Annotated in this window: 20 protein-coding genes; 8 read left to right on the top strand and 12 right to left on the bottom strand. The window is 38.5% G+C overall.

Going from position 1 to position 17,114, the window contains the following annotated elements:
• Positions 1-51: 51 nt before the first annotated feature.
• The gene (locus AAV98_RS18810) at positions 52-1,728 is read right to left on the bottom strand and encodes a glycoside hydrolase family 13 protein (RefSeq protein WP_060667052.1); all 1,677 of its coding nucleotides are present in this window, start codon (positions 1,726-1,728) and stop codon (positions 52-54) included.
• A gap of 226 nt (positions 1,729-1,954) precedes the next feature.
• Between AAV98_RS18810 and AAV98_RS18805 the strand changes: the two genes are divergently transcribed.
• Both AAV98_RS18805 and AAV98_RS18800 read left to right on the top strand, forming a co-directional pair.
• Entirely contained in the window at positions 1,955-2,395 is a 441-nt protein-coding gene (locus AAV98_RS18805) for a disulfide oxidoreductase (protein WP_060667051.1), read from the top strand.
• On the top strand, positions 2,392-2,874 hold the full coding sequence (locus AAV98_RS18800) for a thioredoxin family protein (RefSeq protein ID WP_060667050.1): 483 nt from the start codon (positions 2,392-2,394) through the stop codon (positions 2,872-2,874). Before AAV98_RS18805 ends, AAV98_RS18800 begins: the two co-directional genes overlap by 4 nt.
• A gap of 91 nt (positions 2,875-2,965) precedes the next feature.
• On the opposite strand, the gene AAV98_RS18795 is transcribed toward AAV98_RS18800, so the two are convergent.
• Positions 2,966-3,379, bottom strand: a complete 414-nt coding sequence (locus AAV98_RS18795; protein WP_060667049.1) for a DUF5365 family protein — start codon at positions 3,377-3,379, stop codon at positions 2,966-2,968.
• A gap of 159 nt (positions 3,380-3,538) precedes the next feature.
• Between AAV98_RS18795 and AAV98_RS18790 the strand changes: the two genes are divergently transcribed.
• Positions 3,539-4,435: an RluA family pseudouridine synthase gene (locus AAV98_RS18790; RefSeq protein ID WP_060667048.1), complete on the top strand. Its 897-nt coding sequence runs from the start codon at positions 3,539-3,541 to the stop codon at positions 4,433-4,435.
• Positions 4,436-4,443: 8 nt separating this feature from the next.
• Here the strand turns inward: AAV98_RS18790 and AAV98_RS18785 are convergent, their stop codons facing one another.
• The gene (locus AAV98_RS18785; RefSeq protein WP_331456880.1) at positions 4,444-4,863 is read right to left on the bottom strand and encodes a GNAT family N-acetyltransferase; all 420 of its coding nucleotides are present in this window, start codon (positions 4,861-4,863) and stop codon (positions 4,444-4,446) included.
• A 147-nt stretch (positions 4,864-5,010) separates the two neighbouring features.
• Between AAV98_RS18785 and AAV98_RS18780 the strand changes: the two genes are divergently transcribed.
• Entirely contained in the window at positions 5,011-5,805 is a 795-nt protein-coding gene (locus AAV98_RS18780) for a FixH family protein (RefSeq protein ID WP_060667046.1), read from the top strand.
• Positions 5,806-5,854: 49 nt separating this feature from the next.
• On the opposite strand, the gene AAV98_RS18775 is transcribed toward AAV98_RS18780, so the two are convergent.
• A complete protein-coding gene (locus AAV98_RS18775; protein ID WP_060667045.1) occupies positions 5,855-6,682 on the bottom strand; it encodes an aldo/keto reductase in 828 nt (275 codons plus the stop codon).
• Between the two features lie 127 nt (positions 6,683-6,809).
• Here AAV98_RS18775 and AAV98_RS18770 point away from each other — a divergent pair, with 127 nt between their 5' ends.
• On the top strand, positions 6,810-7,151 hold the full coding sequence (locus AAV98_RS18770; protein ID WP_060667044.1) for a hypothetical protein: 342 nt from the start codon (positions 6,810-6,812) through the stop codon (positions 7,149-7,151).
• Between the two features lie 680 nt (positions 7,152-7,831).
• Here the strand turns inward: AAV98_RS18770 and wrbA are convergent.
• The 3 genes from wrbA to AAV98_RS18760 form a co-directional block, all read right to left on the bottom strand.
• Positions 7,832-8,446 carry an NAD(P)H:quinone oxidoreductase gene (gene wrbA, locus AAV98_RS18765; protein WP_060667043.1) on the bottom strand — a complete coding sequence of 205 codons (615 nt, stop codon included), beginning with the start codon at positions 8,444-8,446 and terminating at the stop codon, positions 7,832-7,834.
• Positions 8,447-8,622: 176 nt separating this feature from the next.
• Positions 8,623-8,769, bottom strand: coding sequence for a hypothetical protein (locus tag AAV98_RS20400; RefSeq protein ID WP_156317860.1), 147 nt, complete (start codon positions 8,767-8,769; stop codon positions 8,623-8,625).
• Between the two features lie 16 nt (positions 8,770-8,785).
• Positions 8,786-10,087 carry a helix-turn-helix domain-containing protein gene (locus AAV98_RS18760; protein WP_060667042.1) on the bottom strand — a complete coding sequence of 434 codons (1,302 nt, stop codon included), beginning with the start codon at positions 10,085-10,087 and terminating at the stop codon, positions 8,786-8,788.
• Between the two features lie 296 nt (positions 10,088-10,383).
• Between AAV98_RS18760 and AAV98_RS18755 the strand changes: the two genes are divergently transcribed.
• Positions 10,384-10,905 carry a MerR family transcriptional regulator gene (locus AAV98_RS18755; protein WP_060667041.1) on the top strand — a complete coding sequence of 174 codons (522 nt, stop codon included), beginning with the start codon at positions 10,384-10,386 and terminating at the stop codon, positions 10,903-10,905.
• Between the two features lie 27 nt (positions 10,906-10,932).
• Here AAV98_RS18755 and AAV98_RS18750 read toward each other — a convergent pair whose 3' ends face one another.
• Positions 10,933-11,211, bottom strand: a complete 279-nt coding sequence (locus AAV98_RS18750) for a hypothetical protein (protein ID WP_060667040.1) — start codon at positions 11,209-11,211, stop codon at positions 10,933-10,935.
• 115 nt (positions 11,212-11,326) lie between these two features.
• Here AAV98_RS18750 and AAV98_RS18745 point away from each other — a divergent pair, with 115 nt between their 5' ends.
• Positions 11,327-12,601: a histidine kinase dimerization/phospho-acceptor domain-containing protein gene (locus AAV98_RS18745; RefSeq protein ID WP_060667039.1), complete on the top strand. Its 1,275-nt coding sequence runs from the start codon at positions 11,327-11,329 to the stop codon at positions 12,599-12,601.
• Positions 12,602-12,638: 37 nt separating this feature from the next.
• Here the strand turns inward: AAV98_RS18745 and crcB are convergent, their stop codons facing one another.
• From crcB to AAV98_RS18730, 3 genes are all read right to left on the bottom strand, one after another.
• Positions 12,639-13,016 (bottom strand): fluoride efflux transporter CrcB, encoded by a 378-nt coding sequence (gene crcB / locus AAV98_RS18740; RefSeq protein WP_060667038.1) that lies wholly within the window; start codon positions 13,014-13,016, stop codon positions 12,639-12,641.
• Complete coding sequence (locus AAV98_RS18735; protein ID WP_060667037.1) at positions 13,013-13,387, bottom strand: fluoride efflux transporter FluC; 375 nt, start codon at positions 13,385-13,387, stop codon at positions 13,013-13,015. Before AAV98_RS18735 ends, crcB begins: the two co-directional genes overlap by 4 nt.
• A 126-nt stretch (positions 13,388-13,513) precedes the next feature.
• Entirely contained in the window at positions 13,514-14,578 is a 1,065-nt protein-coding gene (locus AAV98_RS18730; RefSeq protein ID WP_060667036.1) for an SDR family oxidoreductase, read from the bottom strand.
• 169 nt (positions 14,579-14,747) lie between these two features.
• Here AAV98_RS18730 and msrA point away from each other — a divergent pair, with 169 nt between their 5' ends.
• Positions 14,748-15,875: a peptide-methionine (S)-S-oxide reductase MsrA gene (msrA, locus tag AAV98_RS18725; RefSeq protein WP_060667035.1), complete on the top strand. Its 1,128-nt coding sequence runs from the start codon at positions 14,748-14,750 to the stop codon at positions 15,873-15,875.
• Positions 15,876-15,914: 39 nt separating this feature from the next.
• Here msrA and proC read toward each other — a convergent pair whose 3' ends face one another.
• Positions 15,915-16,730 (bottom strand): pyrroline-5-carboxylate reductase, encoded by an 816-nt coding sequence (proC, locus tag AAV98_RS18720; RefSeq protein ID WP_197284334.1) that lies wholly within the window; start codon positions 16,728-16,730, stop codon positions 15,915-15,917.
• Positions 16,731-17,114 lie beyond the last annotated feature (384 nt).

Raw genomic sequence — 17,114 nt, 5'->3', positions numbered from 1 at the left:
GGACAGGCCCCTGCCCACCAAAAGTGAGTCAAGGGACCTGTCCTTCCTGTATCAAATACTGTACACTCTAGCTTCCCAAGGTCTCAAATGAAAAGAATGTGATTCCTTTTCAGCTGTATCATAGTTACATATAAGTAGTTCTGCATTATTTAGGTCTTTCGAACTGTCGAAAGTATGGTTATTTCCCGAGAAATTTGTCACAACAAGTAATGTCTCGTCTCCAAGGGTACGAGTATATGCAAAGATTTCAGCATGGTCATTGTACAACATTTCAAATGAACCATACACAATAACCTCATGTTGTTTACGAAGATGGATTAATTTTCGGTAATAATGGAAAATAGAGTCTTCCTCTGCCATCGCTTTTTCTGCATTGATCTCTTTAAAATTTTCGTTCACCTTGATCCATGGAGTACCTGTTGTAAAACCTGCATGTTCAGATGCATTCCACTGAACTGGAGTTCTAGCGTTATCACGGCCTTTTGTGTAAATGGATTCCATGATATCATGTGGATTTTCTCCATTTTCGATTACACGTTCCGTATACATATTCCGTGTTTCAATATCTTTGTAGTCTTCTATCGAGTCAAATTTAATATTGGTCATCCCAAGCTCTTCCCCTTGGTAGATGTATGGCGTCCCCTTCATCATATGAAGACATGTTGCCAACATTTTTGCAGAAGTGACACGGTATTCCTTGTCATTTCCCCATCTTGATACGATACGTGGTTGGTCATGATTGTTCCAATATAAGCTGTTCCATCCGCCGTCTTCAAGCTCGGACTGCCATTTGCCAAGTGACTTCTTTAAATCACGCAAGTCTAATGGTTTTAAGTGCCACTTATTTTTTCCTGGCTGTGTATCAAGATCCATATGTTCAAATTGGAAGACCATGTTTAATTCCTTGCGCTCTTCTCCTGTATAAAGTTTTCCTTCCTCAGGAGATACGCCTGGCATTTCACCAACTGTCATGACATTATATTGGGACAATACTTTTTCATTCATCTCTTGAAGAAATTCATGGATACGAGGTCCATTCATGAAATACTGATGACCAGAAACGTACTTCTTCCCTTCCACCTTTTCCCCATCTGGCAATCCATCCACTTTGGAGATAAAATTAATTACATCCATACGGAATCCGTCAATACCCTTATCTAACCAGAATTTCATCATGTCATATACTTCTTCACGAAGCTTTGGATTTTCCCAGTTCAAATCTGGTTGTTTTTTTGAAAAAAGATGCAGGAAGTATTCATCCGACTGCTCATCGTATTCCCAAACAGATCCACCAAACGTTGCCTCCCAGTTATTCGGCTCAGCGCCATTTTTTCCAGGTCTCCAAATGTAATAGTCTCGGTAAGGATTAGCTTTGGACTTACGGGACTCCTTGAACCATTCATGTTCATCTGAACTATGGTTTACCACAAGATCCATAATTAATTTGATACCCCTATTATGCATTTGGGCAAGCATTTCTTCCCAATCATCCATTGTCCCGAACTCATCCATAATATTCTTATAGTCACTGATGTCATATCCATTATCGTCGTTGGGAGACTTATATACAGGGGAAAGCCAGATTACATCTACGCCAAGTTCTTTTAAGTAGTCAAGTTTTTCAATGATTCCTTGAATATCCCCTATTCCATCTCCATTTGAATCATTAAAGCTTCGTGGGTATATTTGATACACTACTGCTTCTTTCCACCATTGTTGAGTTGGCATAAAAAATCCTCTCCTAACCTAAGTCTATCTATTATGATCTTTTCTGTTTACATAAATGAAATCGATTCCATAATTATTGTACAAGATAAAACTTCTGTTGGAAACCGCTTTCTTTCTTAAAGTGAAAAAAGTTCATATTCAAAGGATAGGATTAGTTTTGCAATAATGAAAAGTAACGACTATAATTTTAGGAAAAGTATCTTGAATTCAAAAGAGGAGAGTTACCGTGGATTATTCCAAAAAAATAGAGAACTTGTTGCTTGCCTCAGCAATCATTGCCCTTGTTGCTTCCCTTGGTAGCTTATATTTTTCCGAAGTATTGTTATACATACCTTGTGAGCTATGTTGGTATCAACGAATATTAATGTATCCCTTAGTCATACTGCTTGGAATTGCTGCGGTGAAAAAAGATGCGGGCATTGCAACTTACGTTCTTCCTTTATCCATAATTGGAGGAACCATTTCCATCTATCACTACTTGGTCCAAAAAGTTGCGTTTTTCAGCGAAAACTCCGTTTCTTGTGGAGTGGTACCTTGTACTGGTCAATATATCAATTGGATAGGTTTTATCACTATCCCGTTTTTAGCACTTATCGGTTTTACATCCATTACGGTGATATTGGTTTATGTAAAAAAACTTTCAAAGAAAGCAGGTAATGAATCATGAAAAAACTCATCATTATTATGGCGGTCATCATGGCCATCTTTATAGCACTGGTTGTGGTAACTAATATTCAGCAAAAACAAAACGTGGAAGGGAATCCTTTCGGTAAGGACAAGCTTCATACTGAAACTCAAAAGCAGCTTGATGATCCACTCTACCAAAACATCATTACTCCTGATCAATTGAAAGAAGACCTGGACGCTGGAGAAACCAAAACGATTTATTTCTACAGCTCCACTTGCCCTGCCTGTAAACAAACAAGCCCTGTCGTTGTTCCAATGGCTGAAGAGATGGGAATAGATATGGAACTTTACAATTTAGAAGAATTTAATCAAGGTTGGGACGATTATCGAATTAATTCTACTCCTACCTTCATCCATTTCGTAGATGGACAAGAAGTTGAGCGCTTAGAGAACTACCACCAAGACAGCAGCGTCTACGCCGAATGGTTCGAAAAAGTAAAGGAAACTCCTAGCGAATAATCGCCAGGAGTTTTCTTCTGTTGAGAATAGGCGAAGACTAGAGTACCGTCCCGCGGAAAGTGAAGTCAATTGCGGAAATTTTACCGATTTTTCAAATCAAAAAATGATTAGAAGGTCTAATGAACTTACTGAAAATGTTCGGCTTGCTAGGTTTTTGAACAAATTGATCAATTGAGAATGGAAATGAAAATCCAAACTCCCTTAACATATTGACATTCCGTTTAAATATTTCACGATGCTTGGTGAGTAAGTCCTCTTCTTGGATTGTCTCAATTACTGCAATAATTGCTTGAAGGCATGATATGATATGAAATGCTTCTTTCAATGTTCCATTGTAATCGGAAAAAGTATCATGGACTTCTCCAGTGTGAAGGGATAATTGCTGTGCAAGGTTTTCTATCTCTTTATCTGTGAAATAATAAGGAAGAATGTTCGTTAAGAGGTGTTGGACCAATTCCCCGATATGGTCCTCTTGCTCTGGAGTTGAAGCGTATACTACTTTCACGAATTAAAACCACCCTTGTAACTTCTCTATATCAAAAGAGTAACATAAATGTATCTTTATTTGGGTAGGTAGTTAATGGAATCCATAGACTCATTACGACAGTATAATTTGACATTCTAAGGAATATCAACAGAGAAATATATCCTGAAGGAGCTAATAATGAACAAACAAAAGCTAACAATTTCCGTAACAAATAATCCGTCCCTACCATTACAAAATTACCTAAAAGATGTAATTGGAATTCCCAAAGGACTTCTTCATGAATTAAGGATGTCCAAACATGTATTGGTGAATGGAGACATTCCTAATTGGACAAAGCCACTTCAAGAAGGCGACCAAATTTTCATCCCTATTTTACCAGAAGAGATTTCACCAATTGCCACCGAAATGAATATGGAAATTATCTACGAAACTGAACACTTATTAGTAGTGAATAAGGAAGCAGGAATGGACACCCACCCCTCCTCAGATCAACATATACACTCTCTTTCCAATGGAGTGGCACATTATTTCAAAAAGAACGAAATTCCATCTAAAGTACGTCATGTACACCGATTGGATAAAGACACTAGTGGAGCAATTCTGTTCGCAAAGCATGCCATAAGCGGGGCTATCTTAGACAGGATGCTAGAAGAACGGAAAGTTAAACGAACCTATTTGGCACTTGTTGAAGGAGTTATGAGCAGATCAAAAGGAATGGTGGATAAGCCTATTGGAAAAGACCGCCATCACGCTTCCAGGAGAAGAGTCTCTCCAAATGGACAAAAAGCAATTACTCATTACCAAGTGTTAAAATCCTTTCCAAAAGAACAATTAACACTTGTAGAGCTGTCACTTGATACAGGAAGAACGCATCAGATCAGAGTACATATGAGCAGTATCGGCCATCCCATTTATGGCGATAAGCTTTATGGATCTAAAAACAACCATCATCGTCATAGCCTGCACGCATGGAAATTAACTGTCCCCCACCCGTTTATGGAAGAAAGTGTGACGGTCCATGCTCCCGTTCCGACGGAATTTGGGCCTTCTTTTTTGAAAGGAGAAGAGCTGTAGCATCTCCGCTACAGCTCTTTTCTAAATACGTAACTAGCTTTGTCGTAATCCATTTTCTTTTCATAGAATCTATGAGCATCTACCCTTGGTAAGCCTGATGACAACGTTACTTTCTCGCAACCTCGTTCTTTTCCTAATCCCTCTATGTACGTAAGTAATTTCTCCCCATATCCTTTTGATCTGGCTGTCCCTTTAGTCACTAGATCATACACATATATATGACGGCCATCATAAAAATTGGTAAGCATGATAATTCCCGTAACAGCGACCATTTTTTCTTTTTCAACATATGCATGTAATTCGTAGCCCTCTTTTTGCATAGTTTCATATATCTCCATAAAAGTATCTTCCGTTAGATGTGGCCTTAATTCCTTTAATACTTGAAACCCTTCGAGTAATTCTTTTTTGCTTTGTAAATGCTTTATCAACTTCAAACACTCCCTATGTATAGATTCATGCATTTATGGCCATTACCTATATCATACTATTTTTGTTCACAAGATTGATCTTTTTGATGAAATTTTCCGTTAGGATACTAGTTATAATGAAGTCATTGAATGAGAGGAGAGTTTTTTTTGAAAAAATTAATTCTATTTATCAGCTTGCTGTCATTATTGATGCTAGCAGCTTGCGGGTCTACTAATAACAATGAACATACAAACGGGAATAAAGATGAAATGCCTAGTATCGTAGAAGTAGAAATTAAGCTCCCTGAAGTAGTAGAGCCGAATGAAGAAGTTAAACTAGAAGCACATGTCACTCAAGGTGAAGAGAATGTAGATGATGCCAGTGAAGTGAAGTTTGAGGTATGGAAACAAGGTCAAGAATCGGATCATGAAATGGTGGAAGCTTCAAATGATGGATCTGGAATATACTCCATCACGACAACTTTTGAAGAGGAAGGCTTTTACTATGTAGTGGCGCATACTACTGCAAGGGATATGCATGTCATGCCACGTGTTGAATTAACTGTTGGAAATCCAGAGCCTTCTGAGAAAGAAGAGCATGAAGAAGAAGGTCACAGTCACGACCATGAGACACATGAAAAAACAGATCATAATGATCATCATGGGCATGAGAGCAGCTTAGATATGACATTAAAACCAACAGACGCTGTAAAAGCGAATCAAGAAACTACATTATCCACAGAAATTAAGCAAGAAGATGCCGTATTAACAGATGCGACTGTTCGTTTTGAAATTTGGCACGAAGATTCAGAGAAACATGAATTCGTAGATGCAAAAGAAGTCAGTGATGGTGTCTATGAAGCAAAAGCGACCATGAAAGAAACTGGTCTGCATTATGTTCAGATACATGTAGAAAAAGATGAATTACACGAACACCAGCAAGAAGAATTAGAAGTGGAATAAAAGTTAAGGTGCAGGGCGACTTCGCCATGCACCTTCATTTTCTCTAAGATTAAAAATCAAAATTGTCCGGATCTGGACCTACACGTTTGTCTTCATTTAATGCATGAATTCTCTGCATCTCATCTTCTGACAATTCAAAATCGAAAATATCTGCATTTTCTTTAATACGGTGCTCTTTGACAGACTTTGGAATGGTTACCACACCATTTTGAAGATCCCAGCGAAGAATGACTTGTGCAACAGACTTATTATGAGCTGCTGCAATATCTTTTAATACGTCATTGTCCAACAGCTGACCTTGCATCAGTGGAGACCACGCTTCCATTTGAATGCCATTTTCTTTACAGAAATTTAACAGCTCCACTTGAGATAGCTTTGGATGATATTCTACCTGATTCACCATTGGTTTTACCTCAGCCACATCTAGGATATCCTGAAGGTGGTGAATTTGGAAGTTGCTCACCCCAATGGCACGGACTTTTCCGTCTTTATAAAGCTTTTCTAATGCTTTCCAAGTTTCTACATACTTTCCTTTAACAGGCCAGTGGACAAGATATAGATCCAGATATTCTAGACCTAGTTTTTCCATACTTTCATCAAAAGCTTTTAAAGTAGATTCATAACCCTGATCTGCATTCCATACTTTTGTCGTAATGAAAAGTTCTTCACGAGGCACATCGGATTCTCTGATCCCTTTTCCTACACCTTCTTCATTTTTGTAGATGGCTGCTGTATCGATACTTTTGTAACCTGCATGAATAGCAATCTTTACAGAAGATTCTACTTCCTGACCTTCTTCGACCTTAAATACACCAAGACCAAACCAAGGCATTTCCACTCCATTATGTAGGGTTGTTGTAGACGCTAAACTTTTCATTTTATTCACCTTCCTATTCTCAAATATATATTAATTATGTCCTATTACGGCGATTATGCAAATATTTTGCCTAGGTACTCACGTAGGAATCTGTCCCGCTATATAAATGGTAAAAAGGAGTTTTGTGATGGAGATGTATGACTATATCATGCTATTGAATTTGTTGGCCATTGTTTCCACGACACTTGTGAGCTATGCATATGTCTCTCAAATGGTGGCGCGTAAAGGGGCATTCTTTTTCCATACCGCAATTAGTCTCTCTTTTATTATCCTTACATGGTTTATCACTACGACAATTTGGTACTTCCTTACAAGCAAGGTCGATGGACTCCTATATATAGGGGGAATGCTTTTTAATATGATGGTAGCGATATTTTGTTCGACTGTCTACCTTGCTTACTTATTTGTTCAAAGGGCCTACTTCATTAGAAAATATAAAAGAAATAAACAAACCATTCAAAAGGATTAGCGTTGTAAGAAAAACCGGGCAAAAGCGCCCGGTTCTTTTAACATTTACAAACTTAAGTAGTCTTGTGTACCACCGCTGTTCCTTTCCGAAATGACTGCGCTTTTAACTGGGGGACCTTGAGCAACCTCAAAAAGCTTCAGGGGTCTCAACATTCCCGCTACTACCCCGTAAGAGATAGCGTTTGGAAACCCCCAGTCGTAGCGAAGCCACTGAAAAACTAATACCGTAAAATTTTACTGATTCCTAGCTGGTAATCGTAGCAATAGGCGAAGACTCCTGAGGGAGATAGCGTTAGGTAGAGACCCCCAGGCTTAGCGAGGCCACTGATAAACTGAAAACGTAAAGTTTTACTGATTCCTAGCTGGTGATTGGAGCAAAAGGCGAAGACTCCTGAGGGAGATAGCGCTAGGTGGAACCCCCACAGGCGTAGCCGAGGAGGCTCCAGCAGCGCCCCTAGGAAAGCGAAGCCATTTGCGGAAATCAACAGCGGTGTTTATAAAAATATAAAAATCAAGACTTTTTCAGTGGCCTTTTCGTAGCGAGGAGGCTCACGTCAGCCCCTACGAAAGCGAAGCCATTTGCGGAAATCAACAGTGGTGTTGATAAAGATACTAAAATCAAAGAATTTTTTTACATATATGAAATACCCACCACACTAGTGATGGGTATTTGTTAGTTGTCTATTGCATGCCAGCTTTGATGGCACTTGCCACCTGAAGGGTTCGTTTTGTCTGATGTTTGACTGCTGCAGCAACGTCCTCTTTCCAGTTACCTTCTTGATCAGCTGTCACACTTGTTCCATATGGATTTCCACCGGCTTCAAAAATAGAATTGTCTGTATAACCTGGGGCGGCGATAATGACTCCCCAATGATACATAGTAGTATAAAGGTTTAAGATGGTTTGTTCTTGTCCACCGTGAGGATTGCTTGCAGATGTCATGGCGCTTGCAACTTTATTTGCGAGTTTCCCCTCTGCCCAAAGTCCTCCTGTTGTATCAAGGAATTGCTTCATTTGAGCAGGAACTGTTCCATATCTAGTTGGGACACTGAAGATATAGGCATCTGCCCATGTAAGGTCATCCAAACTTACTTCCGGTACGTCCTTTGTTTCCTCCAAATGTTGCTTCCAAGCTGGATTAGAGTCAATTGCTTGTTGCGGGGCAAGCTCTGGGACCTTAACCAACTTTACCTCTGCACCGCTTGCCTTCGCTTCCTCTTCGGCCGTTTTTGCCAGCTTATAGTTCGTACCTGTTGAACTGTAATAGATAATCGCCAATTTTACATTGGTAGTCATTGTCAAACACTCCCTGTACTAATTTTTAAAGGATTTTTCATGTTTGTTCTTAAATGATGCCCATTACCTTCTAACTTATCTTGTACCCATATATCTCGAATTGAAACTATCAAATATGCTGCTTAATTAAAAAATGACCTCACTCTATTGAGTAAGGTCAAGGTCAAACAAATTAATCATCCTCCCGGAATAGGGTCTGGATGCTGATCTTTTGTAGCTAATAAAACTTCCTGCGTTGGATCCACACCTGCATCCTGAGTCACCGAAGCACCTCCCAATAGTAAGAAAAACGCCATCCCCAACAAAACCAATCTTTTTTTCATTTGATCCATCTCCTTCTTATAGAAAAGTTTGTTTCTTTAGTTCTTTATATCCTAAAGAATAGTAATAACTTGCCTTTTTATATTTATAACTGGCTTCAAAATATTGAGCCAGGCGTTCAGCATAAATGATGAGTGGTTCCTTAAGATCTTTTTCTTGAAAGTATGGCAAAGCTTGCTCCAAAAATATTTGATCAAATTTCACAAAATCTCCTGCAAGAATGCATTCATGGATGGAAAAGTAATAATGATATTCAATGGCATCTTCGGAATTTGGTAAAAGTTTTTGACCAAGTGTCAACCATTTTCTGCACTCTAAATAATCGCCCAGTTTATCATATTCCAGTAAAATACAATATATAGAAGTTAGCTTACTTAGTGGTCTATCATGATGTTTAAGAAAATAGCTTTTTTCATATTCTTTGATTGCTTCTACATGCTGGCCTTGTATGGAGTATAGCTTACCAAGATTATGATAGATGAGAGATTGAAGATACATATTATTAAGTGACTCTGACAATTTCTGAGCAAGTAGGTAACTTTTTTCTGAGCGGTCGTATTCACCGATTCTACGATAGCAGATGCCAAGTAACACCTGGCACTCTGCGCTTCTTTTGAAATCATAGCTGGCTTGGAATTCTTGAAGTGCTTTAGTAGTGTAGGTGATGCTCAGTGGTTCCTTCATTGTTTGACTATATGTAAGACCGAAGAGATAGTAGAGGTCGGCCTCTTCTGATTTTTCAAGATTGGAATTCCTTTGCAATAATTGTTCAGCTACCTTTAAGTGTTCCAGTGCTTGAACAAAATTGTTCATTCTATATTCATAAATAGAATAGAATTTTTGAAAATAGTAATGCATGTGAATATCGAAAATATCCAGAAACTGTTGTAACTTTTCAATAAGCACCCTCGATTGTTCTATGTTTTGAAGGTAGAGGTAATAGCGCAATTCAAAAAGTACAAAAAACATATAAGTTTTGGTGTTAACAGATTGAACTTTTTTTACCAGGCCCTCATACCTTCGCTTTATTTCTTGGCTTTCACTTGTAGTCATTAACTTATACCATGACATGAGTTCTTGAAAAATCGTATCGTCCTGCTGTTCAATAAGACTTACTTCAAGGCGCTCACATAACAGTCTCAACACTTCTTCACTAGGAGAGGTTAAGTTATTCTCAATTTTGGACAAGTAAGAAACGGAGATAATTCCTCTTGCAAGATCATCTTGTTTTAATCCTTTTTGAATGCGAAAAAATTTAATCTTACTCCCAATATCCATTTTGGTTGTCTTAACAGTAGTTGGTTGTTCAAGATTTATCATATGGACCATTCCTTCGCTTTGTTTTCTATTTTAAATATTCAGATTTCTGCAAAGAAACCTCTTCGTTAATCCTCCTGAACCCTGTCTTCCTATTATAAAAGGATATCTATTTTTTCGTAACCTCTTTTTATAGTTATCTAGGCATATTTCTATAGGAAATTTTTCCTTTATTTGCAGACAAAAGATAAATCATTGCTAGATTTCTTCTATTTTTGCCGAACAATCACTACTTTTGTCTAACATGGAGGAAGTTGTTTTCAAATGAAGAAATACATTAGTAAAGGGAGGGAGTTTGAATGGAATTAAAAACACATGAAGTGGCAAAAGAATTAGGTATGGCACCAAGAACGATTCGTAAGTGGGTCCAAAAATACGAAATCCCTTGTCGCAAAAATGATTATGGGCATTATGTTTATGATGCAGAAGCACTGGCGCGTCTTGAAACACTTAAAGCAAACTCTGAGGTAGCAGGTGCATTAGACGTCGACTTTGACACAGACAGCAATGAGATACACGTTGAAAACATGACTGTTTCAAGTGATAAGAGCAAAACAGTGGACGATCAGCTGGTAACTTTGTCTGAGAGAGTGAGCAGAACAGAGCAAATGGTTCAGCAAAAGGCTGATGAAGTTGTATCCTATCAACTGCTGCAACAGAGAAAAGAGATAGAAGAGCTTACAAAGAAAGTGGACAGACTAGAGAGTATGTTAGATCAATTACAAACCCCTGCAGCAAAAAAAATGGAACCCCCACTTATCTTTGACCAACCTCCACAACAAAAGCGCCGCAATGTATTTCGTTCCATATTTGGATTATAGAAGAAGCTGCCATGATTCTCGGAATGGTCAGCTTTCTTTTTTTATCTCATTCAAAGCCATCGTAAATTCTTTAATAAGCAATAATTGTTCAAATGGGTCTAACTGCGACTCCGTTATTCGTTTAACCGCTAAATAATATTTTTCTAACGGTTGTTTTCTCGTTCTTGGGTGTGTCAATTCATCCTTTAGCTCCCTTCTAATTGCCTGCTGCAAAAGTTCGTTTTCATCACAACCATCTTTGCTATCCATGGAGCGACTATTCCATAGGAGCTTATATAATTCTAGTAATTCCACTTTTCCCTGCATGATTTTTCCACCTTATTTCTACATTTTTCTTTTAATTGTATAGAATTTTCTTTCAATTTATGGTACTTTGTAAATGAATAAAAGTACTTATAGCATCTGAGTAAGGGGTCTCGTCATGAACTTTTTGAAAGATATTTTATTGCAACTGTTTTTTTTGATCGTTCCTCTTCTTTTATACTATGTGTTGGTACATAAGGGTTATAGGAAGCCTTCAGAATTCAGAAGGCAACTCGCCGTCTTTTTTTATTGCACCATTTCAGCCCTTCTATGTTCGACATTTCCTATACATGTCGCAAGTGACACCACTCTTTACTTAAGTGGTATTCCAGTTATCATGGCCATATTATATGGCGGGTATATGGCTGGAATATTGACGGTCACTGCTTTATTTATCTATCCTTTATTTTTCCCAACTCCTCTTAACTACTTACATGCTTATTTTCTCATCCCTTTTTTAGCTGTGGTGCCATTTTTGGTTCAAACAAAGTGGAGAGTCTATTCAAACTCGCTCAAATATTTATTGATTTCAACCATAGCCGGGATTGGTGCTATATTACATGGCATTACTTTTGTAATTTTAGACAAAGAGTGGATGAGCATCATAAGCACAGATATCGTGTTTATTGGTTCTACTTTGCTTTTATTTTACATAGTGGAGTATTTTAGTGGATTAGTTCAGATACAGAATCAATATAAAAAAATGAAAAAACTATACCATATCCATACCATTGCTGACGAAGTATCCAAAGAGTTTCAACAACCCTTAACCATGGTAAAAGGATTCATTCAATTGCTTGGAGCAGAACACAATAGGGCCAACAAGGAATATGTCCCCATCATTCTGACCGAGTTGAACCGTGCCGAAAAAATAATAGATTCCTATATTAAACTCGCTAAGACAGAAACATTCTCTTCAAGGCCACTATCGTCTAAGGAATTACTTGATCTTGTCGCATCAGACATCCAACTATACGCGAACGATCACAACATAAATTTTCAAATTAACAGCGATCGTAATTTAAGGTTAAATGGAAACTTGCATTTACTTGCAGAATCTATCTCAACCATCATTAAGTTTTGTATCTATTCAAAAGCCGGCGTGACGAAACGACTTCAGCTTAAACACTATCTTCAGCACAATGAAGTAATATTCGAGTTAGTCATGAAAGAGGGGAACGCTGAAAAAGACCCAATAAAAACATTGCTTCAATTACAAAATTTACGTCCAAATGAAAAAGACACCACGCTCTATTCCGCCTATACGATCTTACTCGCTCATGGCGGCGATCTTCAATATCGAAATCAATGGTTTAGCAAGTCCATAATTCTCACGTTACCTGCTCAAGTAAAAAGTGACTTTATCACAAGAAACGTAATACGAACTAACTAAAAAGGGGAACTCACTAAGCACTAACGAGTTTTCCTTTTTAATTCAGATAATATCCAAGTAAAAATCCTATAATAGAACCCAAAATGCTTAAGCTTAAATAAATGAGGGCATGTGAATATTTTTTTCCCATGACTAACTGTACAGCTTCCACACTAAATGTTGAAAAAGTCGTAAATGCACCAAAGAAACCAAAACCAAGAAAAACAAACAAAGCGTCGTTAGAAAGGACTTTTGAATCTAGATTCCCATTTAGTAAACCTAACCCAAAAGACCCTAAGATATTTACAATGAGCATTGCTATCGGAATACGCGGGGTAGGAAACTTTTTCATAAGCGCCAATCCAATCAAATACCTGCACGAGGCCCCAGCCCCTCCCCCAACGGCAAGTAAAAAATATAGGGCCGTTTGACTCATACTAACCTCCTCGCAAATTGTCCCAATATAAGTCCAAGGAAAGCAAACAAAAGCCCACCTACAATGGATGAGAACAGATAAATAGTAGTAGCCAACAGGGTAGATTGTGCCTCAAGTAAAAATACATCTGCAGCTAAAGTAGACATCGTCGTAAAACCCCCACACAATCCGGTACCAAACCCAATTTTCATATATTCATTTACTTTTCTTTGGATAATCCATCCTGTAAAGGTACCCAATAAGAAGCTTCCAACGAAATTCACAAGAAGTGTTCCTAGTGGAAAAGCAATGTCAGCAGTACTTAAAGTAACCCCATACCTTAACAGGGTACCAATTGCCCCTCCTATAAAAACTGCTAGAATATTTTTCATCGTCTTATCACCTGCTTCTTTCGCCATTCAAAAAGGGGAAATTTGTATGTAGGTTATTCATTAATTATAAACAAAAAAAGAGTGAAAACCTATACAACGGTCTCCACTCGCTTCCTTGCAATGTATTTATATTTCCACTTTTTCTTTTTCTGATTCAAAATAAGCACGGATAATAATTTCCAATATTTCTTTTGTCATGTTCAAATGAGCAACAGGACTATCTTTTAGAAGTTTTTGAGTATTTTGATCGGCAAATGAAATACTGCGATCAAGATATGGACCAAATACATCAATTAAACTATTCAACTGTAATTCTACCGGCGTTAAAGAGAAATTTGTATCTTTCTCATAGATCCCAAGTGAATGAAAATGCAGGTGTTCTTTAATCGTCTCCAATATCTCCCTGTTAGTAGGAGGCGTGGGATTGGTAATATTGTAGATGGTGTTCTTCTCCGCTTTGTTAGCTGCAATTGTTAGTATATCTGCTACATAATCAACCGGAACAAGATTGGAAGTGCCATCTTTGGAACCAACCAGGTGGACTCTTTCCTCATAATTTTTGCGCTCAAGTTTTCGTTTAAAAAGCTCTAGCCCTCTCATAAATCCATAAAGGGTAAAGTTTGAGTCCGCTTCACCAGTCTTAGAATCTCCGACGATGATAGCAGGCCTAAAGATGGAAACGTCCATCTTATCCTGATATCTCATAACTTCGTGTTCTGCAAGGGCCTTACTCTCCTCGTATGGATTATTGAAGTTCTGTTGTAAGTTATAGAGTTTTTCCTGACCTAGATTAGATACTCCCACCGTGTATGCGGTGCTAACGTGAATAAATTTTTTCACTCCAATTGTAACTGCAACTTCTAAGGCATTTTTCGTTCCATGGTAATTCATTTCCATAAGTGTATCCCGTAGATGATGATCAAATTTCACTAATGCCGCAAGATGGTAGAAAATATCGATTTTATTGGTAATTGCAGCAAATTGATCAGATGATATTCCAAATTCCGGCTTACCAATATCCCCGTTTAGGATGGTAACCCTTTCTTGTAAAGAAACGGGCAGGTCTTCTTTTAATGCCGTTGCTTTTTTCATGTTTCTAGCTAATATATAGACCGTGTGCTCTCCTTCCAAGAGGTTGCGAATCAGCCTTCCCCCTAAAAATCCAGTAGCACCAGTTAAGAATATGTTCATTGAAGTCCTCCATTGTTGAAAATGATTTTTCAATCAAATCTATTACAATAGTAATATAGATTGTTCACGAAATCAAAACATGGAAAATTTTGAAGAAGCATATCTTTAGTAGAGGTCAGTGAATCGCTTACGTTATAATTGTAATAACGACATAAAAAAGGAGTCTGTGATGAGTAAAAAATTCTGGGGTCTACTTCTTGTAATTGCTTGTCTTGCCGCCTACTTCTTTATACCCAAAATGTATGCGACTGTAACACAAAAATCTGTTGGAAGTTTGCCTTTTGAGCTTGAGGAAACCGAAAACATTGCCTATGCCACATTTGCAGGTGGCTGCTTTTGGTGTATGGAACCTCCATTTGAAAAACTTCCTGGTGTATACGAAGTTGTTTCAGGATATACCGGTGGAAATGTAGAAAATCCTGCCTATGATGAGGTAACAACTGGAGAAACGGGTCATGTGGAGGCTGTCATTGTTTCCTATAATCCTACTATCATAACTTATGAAACTTTGTTAGACGTCTTCTGGAGACAAATTGATCCAACTGATGACAATGGACAATTCGTTGATAAAGGGACTCCTTATCGTTCTGAAATCTTCTATCATAGCGAAGAGCAGCAGAAACTCGCCGTAAAATCAAAAGAAGAGATCATCGCCTCTGGCCGTTTTGATGAACCGATCGTGACGGAGATAAGGGCAGCAGAAACCTTTTATATTGCAGAAGACTATCATCAAGACTATTATCTTAAAAACCCTGTCCGCTATGACTTTTACCGAGACAACTCAGGACGTGACGAGTTTCTTGATAAGGTATGGGGAGATGACCGGGATATTACTCCGGAGGTAGAGAATGACGGCACGACCTTTCTCCATTTATCTAAAGATGAATTACGTTCCGTTTTAACTGCTGAACAATATTACGTCACGCAGGAGGATGGAACAGAAGAACCGTTCAATAATGAATATTGGGACTTTGAAGGAGAAGGGATTTATGTGGATTTAATTTCTGGGGAAGCATTGTTCAGTTCTACTGATAAATACGATTCTGGCACAGGTTGGCCTAGTTTTACCAAACCCTTAGTCGCAGAAAATTTAGTGGAGCTTGAAGACCGTAGTCTTTTCTCTGTACGAACCGAAATCCGCAGTAAATTAGGCAACGCGCACCTTGGCCATGTTTTTGATGACGGTCCCGAGCCAACAGGCTTAAGATATTGCATGAACTCTGCTGCGCTCCGATTTGTACCGAAAGAACAACTTGAAGCAGAAGGATACGGGGAATTTCTTGAGTTGTTTGAATAAGCAAGAAACCCACTCTACCTTGTGGTGAGTGGGTTTCTTTTATTTCGTATCTTTCAGTTTTTTTGACTTTTCCGTACACGCTTCCATTGCAGAAACTACCGCAGATCGAAAGCCCTTCTTCTCCAATGTTGTGACAGCTTCAATCGTAGCACCACCTGGAGTACACACATTGTCCTTTAATTCCCCAGGGTGCTTGCCAGTATCAAGAACCATTTTCGCAGCACCAAGGACGGCCTGGGCTGCCATGGTATAAGCTTGACTTCGTGCAATGCCCTGCTGGACTGCCCCATCCGCCAACGCTTCAATAAACATATACACATAGGCAGGTGACGATCCGCTAACAGCAGGAACAGCATCCATCAGCTTTTCAGGTAGTACCTCCGCTTTACCAAAGCTTTCAAAAAGACTGATGACATCTTGTAATTCCTCTTCATTAACGGCACCATTCGCACAAATAGCGCTCATACCCTCCCCTACCAAAGAAGGTGTATTCGGCATTACACGCACCGCCTTAATATTTTCCCCAAAAGTTGACTCAAGAAAATCCAATGAAATACCAGCTGCAATGGTAATAATGACAGTATCACTTTTCACTACGTCAGAAATTTCTTCTATCACCTCTTTGTGCAGATCTGGTTTCACTGCCAAGATTAGCATATCAGCTCTTGTAGCTATTTCCCTGTTGTGAATAGTTGTTTCAATAGCGTACTTATTTGCCATCTTCTCTATCGTTTCTCTTGTTTTGGCACTGGCGAATATTTGATTGGCGGGAACAAGCTCTGACTTTATAAGCCCACCAATAATAGCCTCTGCCATCTTTCCACTTCCGATAAAACCGATTTTTTTATTCAACATCATGTATCACTTCCTAAACGTTCTGCTTTGAATTATATAAAATTCATTTAAAGAAAGCTACCCATATTGAATTTATGGATAGCTTTTGTTTTTGTTTTGTGTGGAACGCTTGGATTTTGTTTGTCGGGGAATCAACCGTATGACTCTGGGGTGGGGTAAATTCCAATACTCCTGAACGTTGTATTCATTGAACCCGTATGACTTCTGGTGAACTTCAATACTCCTGAACATTGTCCTCATTGAACCGGTATGACTACTGGTGAACATCAATACTCCTGGACATTGTCCTCATTGAACCGGTATGACTACCGGTGAACATCAATACTCCTAAACATTGTCCTCATTGAACACCTATGACTACCGGTGAACATCAAAACCACTAAA

The organism is Bacillus sp. CHD6a, assembly GCF_001293645.1.
Classification (GTDB): Bacteria; Bacillota; Bacilli; order Bacillales; family Bacillaceae_I; genus Sutcliffiella_A.
The sequence above is the reverse complement of the archived record's forward strand: the minus strand, read 5'-3'. Positions and strand labels throughout refer to the sequence as shown.

Excerpts from the sequence above, each read along its gene's own strand:
- wrbA (WP_060667043.1), bottom strand. The coding sequence starts at position 8,446 with ATGACTACCAATGTAAAATTGGCGATTATCTATTACAGTTCAACAGGT.
- AAV98_RS18800 (WP_060667050.1), top strand. The coding sequence starts at position 2,392 with ATGAAAAAACTCATCATTATTATGGCGGTCATCATGGCCATCTTTATA.
- AAV98_RS18730 (WP_060667036.1), bottom strand. The coding sequence starts at position 14,578 with ATGAACATATTCTTAACTGGTGCTACTGGATTTTTAGGGGGAAGGCTG.
- AAV98_RS20400 (WP_156317860.1), bottom strand. The coding sequence starts at position 8,769 with ATGAAAAAAAGATTGGTTTTGTTGGGGATGGCGTTTTTCTTACTATTG.
- AAV98_RS18775 (WP_060667045.1), bottom strand. The coding sequence starts at position 6,682 with ATGAAAAGTTTAGCGTCTACAACAACCCTACATAATGGAGTGGAAATG.
- AAV98_RS18760 (WP_060667042.1), bottom strand. The coding sequence starts at position 10,087 with ATGATAAATCTTGAACAACCAACTACTGTTAAGACAACCAAAATGGAT.
- AAV98_RS18750 (WP_060667040.1), bottom strand. The coding sequence starts at position 11,211 with ATGCAGGGAAAAGTGGAATTACTAGAATTATATAAGCTCCTATGGAAT.
- AAV98_RS18745 (WP_060667039.1), top strand. The coding sequence starts at position 11,327 with ATGAACTTTTTGAAAGATATTTTATTGCAACTGTTTTTTTTGATCGTT.
- AAV98_RS18755 (WP_060667041.1), top strand. The coding sequence starts at position 10,384 with ATGGAATTAAAAACACATGAAGTGGCAAAAGAATTAGGTATGGCACCA.
- AAV98_RS18770 (WP_060667044.1), top strand. The coding sequence starts at position 6,810 with ATGGAGATGTATGACTATATCATGCTATTGAATTTGTTGGCCATTGTT.
- crcB (WP_060667038.1), bottom strand. The coding sequence starts at position 13,016 with ATGAGTCAAACGGCCCTATATTTTTTACTTGCCGTTGGGGGAGGGGCT.
- proC (WP_197284334.1), bottom strand. The coding sequence starts at position 16,730 with ATGTTGAATAAAAAAATCGGTTTTATCGGAAGTGGAAAGATGGCAGAG.
- AAV98_RS18810 (WP_060667052.1), bottom strand. The coding sequence starts at position 1,728 with ATGCCAACTCAACAATGGTGGAAAGAAGCAGTAGTGTATCAAATATAC.
- msrA (WP_060667035.1), top strand. The coding sequence starts at position 14,748 with ATGAGTAAAAAATTCTGGGGTCTACTTCTTGTAATTGCTTGTCTTGCC.
- AAV98_RS18735 (WP_060667037.1), bottom strand. The coding sequence starts at position 13,387 with ATGAAAAATATTCTAGCAGTTTTTATAGGAGGGGCAATTGGTACCCTG.
- AAV98_RS18790 (WP_060667048.1), top strand. The coding sequence starts at position 3,539 with ATGAACAAACAAAAGCTAACAATTTCCGTAACAAATAATCCGTCCCTA.